Here is a 5179-nt window from a genome sequence, read left to right as displayed (position 1 = left end):
GAAGATCATCGCCGGTTTGAAAGCCAGTGGGCTGCCGCAATCGAAAAATCTACAAAATAGGCGCGGGCGACGCCTTGTATGTTATATCTGCACCCACTGTTTCTTTTCCAGGCTATCGTGAAGAGTATACGAGCGGAGAATGAATGGCGCATGAAAAGGGGGCGGTGCGCAACGTGAAAGTTTCGTCACGCACCGCCAGTATGGGGGGTCCCAGTACAAGAACTCATTCCTCATATCCTAGTTGGATCTTTGCTTCAAGGACTCCTTTCTTGAGGAAAGCGACTATGCCCTGGCGCCATGCGATCCAAACGAGCGCTGTACATAACATACAAACCAAAATGGTATACCATACACCCTGGTCTATGTTGATGATGTGTTGTAACGAAGAAATGTGCAGACCGTGATGATCAACCAGAAGATACCATGTTCCAATCAACGTATACAGGACCAGGAAGATGTTCGTGTTTGCTGCGACAAACGGAATGACAATTGCCAGATACTGATTCGCGATCGCCGGGGAGGTTGCGATGAGTACACCAGTGTATAGAAGCAAGGACTCAGGGGCATTTCTTCGTCTAAAGACAAAGGCGAAAAAAGCTAGCAGGGATATCCAGATCATCTTGCGCGTGAAGATCAGTTGAATACCCATAGGAACAAACCATTTGTAAAAGTACGCATTGTTCCATGATTCGTATAGGAAGATATTCTGGATGATTCCTTGCTTACCTTCATGCCAATATGGAACAAATCCTAACAAGAACACCGAGATCGGCACAATAACTACGGCGATTTTTCGCAGGCTCCCTTTTTGTTTGACTGCTAGCCATACAGGGAATGCAAACAGTATATGTTTTGTCATTAATGAGAGGCCAAGTGTAAATAATCCTAGTAATTCCCGCTTACTGAGACGTTTGTCGAGATGATCTCCAAGTAGTACAACAGAGAGTAAGCCCAGGAGGATGGCTAGATTATCAAACTGACTATGATAGCCCGTGATGATGATAGAAATGGGGTTGAAAAAGAACAAGTAAGCCGTCGTTCGCCTAAATTTCCGCCACAAGATAATGAAGATGCCTACGTCAACCAGGCCGAGAAAGCCGGCCAGCATGTAGCGAAAGGTAACGACATCCCTGGAAGATAATCGGTATATGGCATGTAAGACATTGAGCCAGATTGGCCCATAGTTATATCGCGAGGTGCTGGCATAGACATTACGTCCGTGGTCAACAAGATCGGCCACAATGATGAACGAGTCAACGTCGTAATTGTGTCCCCTGGTAGCTGCCAACAATCTGATCCCAACTCCCACTATAATTGCCGCGAGCAGCAACCACTTTGAACGAAAAACCTTTGCACTTCTGCTCACGTGTCTTCTCCTTTGGACGATGAGGCAATAGCTGGAGCAACCACTGTCGCAGTTGAGGTCGTCAACGCTTCTCCATTTGCGACGGTTGCCTCCTCGCTGAGTTGGTCTTCGAATGTGAAGCCGTGCATCTGTAGAATGTCTTTCGCTTGTGCCGCCATTTGGACCTGGACCGTTTACCTTTTCGCCTCGGTGTTGTGCTGCAACGCACGGAGAGGCGTGGTGTCCATTCTGGATTCTACTCCAAACGCGCGTAATTCCAAAGTCTCCAGCTTGGCCACACAAGTAGCCGGCTTTCCGCTTCTGTTGTTGTTCCAGATGTATAGGTATGTCGGTGACGTGGCAGGTGGCGGGTGCCCCGCGTCATGCCAGTGCGGAACCCGCCGCACTGTTTTGCCGTCGAGCGAACGATTACCTGCGCAACAGTGGAAGGTAGCTCTTCACATAGGTGCGCAGGGAGAAGTCGGCTTGTGCGGTCGCGTTGGCGGCCACGTCGACCGATTGCGGCGCGGCGTCCGGCGTGAAGTAGTCCTCCGGCGGGGTTGCGGCCACGGTGTACGCGCCGGGTTCCACCGTGTGGAAGTCGTAGCGCCCGTCCGCGCCGGTGAGGGTCGTTTCTGCGGCGGTGAGCGGTGCGGGACCGCGCAGGGTTACGGTTACGCCGGACAGGTCCGGTTCGCCGGCATCCTGCGCGCCGTTCGCGTTCACGTCATGGAACACGACGCCTGCCACGCTCCCGACGCTGGGCGTCGGGGTCGCGGTGGCCGTGGGCGTTTGCGTCGGTGTGGCGGTCGGGGTCATGGTCGGAGTCGCGGTCGGCGTATTAGTCGCCGTGGCTGTCGGCGTATGTGTCGCGGTCGCGGTGGGTGTGTGTGTCGCGGTCGCGGTGGGTGTATGGGTGGCTGTCGCCGTGGCTGTCGCCGTGGCTGTCGCCGTGGCTGTCGCCGTGGCTGTCGCCGTGGCCGTCGCGGTCGGGGTCGCCATGGGTAGGGTGTGCACCCCGTAGTGCCATACCTGGCCGCCCCAGTCGACCACGAAGAAGTCGTCCATGCTGAAGATCTGTAGGTCAAGGATCTTTTCCGTCGTGGGTGATACGAAGGGCTTCCACGTGGATCCGTTGTCCGTCCGGTAGATGGCGCCTCCCGTGCCGACTGCGTAACCCTGGCGTCCGTTCAACATGCGGATGCGCCAAAAGTCGATGTTGGTCGGGATGTTGGGGTGTTGCGCTTCCCAGGTTGGCCAGGACGACTTCCCATTTCTGGTGACCTGGATCTGGCCGTACTCACCGGCGACCCAACAGGTATTTGGGTCGGTGCATGAGATCCCGAAATAGTTGCCCTTCTGGTAAGCCCACTCGGTCTGGAAGATCTGCCATGTCAACCCGTCGTCGGTGGTACGCGTCACCAACTGTCCGTTGGAGGCCGCGTAACAAGTCCCCGGCTCCGGACAAGCGAAGTCCCACTGGACGGTGTCCGCACCTGAGTCGATCCCATCGAAGTTGTAGCCATCCTCGGATCGGAAGGTGAGCGTGCCCGTCGATCCGACGAGCACTGTGCCACCTTTGCCGGTCAGCCCAACTGAGTAAAGATAGCCCGCATACGAGGTGCGCACGTTAACCCATTCCCACGAAGTGCCGCCATCCGTGGTGCGGAGGATGGTTCCATACTTGCCGGCGATCCAGCACGTGTTTACGTCTTTGCAGTTCAGGCCGCGCATCCAGCCCAGCGTGTCCAACGTCTGCTCGGTCCAGGTTTTGCCGCCGTCGGTCGTCTTGATGAACTTGGCTGGCGGGCCGATGGTTTCCCAGTCCGGGCCGCCGACCGCGAAGCCGGTGTTGCGATCCACGAAGTGGATGTCGCGCCAGGAGACGCCGGGGCTGGAATGAACCAGCTTCCAATCCTTGGGCAGCGTCGGCGTTTGTGGCAGCGCCGCGGGCGTGGTGGTGGGAGTGGCTGTGGCCGTTGGCGTCGGCGATGGACCGGCGGTTGGCGTGTTGGTGGGTGTCGGCGTGATCGCGGATCCGGTGGTGTAGATCAGAATCAGCACCGGGCGATAGCCGGCCGTGACGTGGTTGGCCGAAGCGATGTTGAAACGATTGCTGGCGGCCGCCACATCCGTGGAGATGTCGGAGGCGCGCAGGATGAAGCCGTGGTTGCTGGTGGGATCGACCAGCCAACTCTGGACGATCTGGGTGACATCGAAGCCCCAGTAGCGCTTGATATCGGGGGCGAAGACGTAGCGGAGGTCGGCGCGGGCGCCGGCGCGATCGGTGGGTACGCCCTCGGCCTGGTACTCGTTCCAGGGGCGGTTGAGGGCATAGACGCTGAGGGGCAGGCGGTTGGCATTGTTGGGGCCGGAAATGAAGTAGACGCTGAGGGCCGCAGCGCGCAGTTGGGCATTGGCCGGCAGGCCGGACAGGTTGAACTTGACCAACGGCTCGGAGATGGGATCGGCGTGCTGATTGCGGATCTCGAGTTCCTGCTCAGCGCCGTAGTTGGTGGTGGGGAACCAGGCCGAGATGGCGGTGTCCTGGGCGCCGCTGTAACCGTTGAGGCCCTGGCGGAGGGTCAGGGTCGTGGTGAGCGGCATCTGGTTGGTGTAGTAGATGCGCAAACTGAAGGCGCCCTTTTGGACGGGAACGCGCAGCCGGCCGGCTTCCGGCAGGAGGAAGCTGCTGGCGAACCCGCCGGTGTCGTTGTTGAGGCGTTCGAGCAGATAGGTGTTGGTCGTCGGGAAGCCGATTTGGGCCAAGTCGACGGTCAGGTTGACGGAGGTGTCGGCGGGCAGGTTGTTGTCTTCAACCTGGATGGTGATGCTTTGGGCCACCGTGACGTAGTCGGCGACCGGGACCGAGACGAAGTGGGCCTTGGCCGGGTCGGTGGGCATCTCGACGCCGAGCCACCAGATCTGCATGGGGGACTCGCCGCGGAAGGGGTTGGCTGCCGGGGCGAGGCCGGGGGTGCGTTGGGAGACATCGAGCCAGTCCAGGGTGTAGCTGGCGAAGTTGGGATAACGGTCGCCGTGTTTGCCCGGGAACCACTGGAGCTCGAGGCGATCGGGGTCGAACTCGTTGACGTCGATGTACATGTCCTCGGCGTGATGCGGATGGACGACCTGATCGTTCTGCGGGTGGAGGATCAGGAGCGGGACGTGTTTGAAGTTGGCTGCGAACTCGGAGGGACTGCGGCGGTCGTACTCGTGGCCGGCCTGGTACGGTCGGCGCATCGCGACGAGATAGTGATACGGTTCGCTGTAGGAACCGCACTCGCGGCGGATGGCGTAGTTGAGCGCTTCGTTCGGGGTGAGGCCCTGGGAGTCGGGCGGGATGTAGGGCCGGGTTTCGTATTCCCACATGACGAGGGCGGATGGGCCGCTATCGGCGGCGACGCCAGCGAAGAGCTGGGGCCAGCGGGCGGCGGAGAGATAGGCGGTGAGGGCGCCCATGCCGTAGCCGATCAGGTAGATGCGGGAGGCGTCGACGTTGTAGTAGGTTTGCATGTAGTTGAGGGTGTCGAGGACGTCCCACTGGGATGCGGGGGCGCCCATGACCTCGGCGCCGGTATTGGGGGCGGTGTTGACCTCGCCGTGCATTTCGGGGGCGGCGAGGAGCCAGCCCTTGGCGTCGGCCGCGGCGGCATAGTCGGTGAAGGCGTTGAAGCGGGTCTGCTCCCAATCGTGGAGGGCGATGACCAGCGGCGTGGCAGTGCTGGCGTTGTAACCCGAAGGGACCTGGATGCGGACCTGGGTCCCCTCGTTCTGGTAGTCCTGCCAGTTGTTGGCATACGTGCTGGCGATCGTGACGTCCACGGTGGTCGC

At 59.4% G+C, this 5179-nt stretch carries 2 protein-coding genes; both read right to left on the bottom strand.

The features are described 5' to 3' along the window. Window positions 1–223: 223 nt before the first annotated feature. Window positions 224–1366: a hypothetical protein gene (locus tag CVT63_08010; protein PKQ27437.1), complete on the bottom strand. Its 1143-nt coding sequence runs from the start codon at window positions 1364–1366 to the stop codon at window positions 224–226. A gap of 408 nt (window positions 1367–1774) precedes the next feature. Beyond that, on the bottom strand, window positions 1775–5179 hold a 3405-nt coding region (locus CVT63_08005; GenBank protein PKQ27436.1), incomplete at its 5' end, for a hypothetical protein.

It is taken from the genome of Candidatus Anoxymicrobium japonicum (genome assembly GCA_002843005.1).
Lineage (GTDB): Bacteria > Actinomycetota > Geothermincolia > Fen-727 > Anoxymicrobiaceae > Anoxymicrobium > Anoxymicrobium japonicum.
Note: the sequence above shows the minus strand (reverse complement) of the source record. Positions and strands in the feature narration are given on the sequence as shown.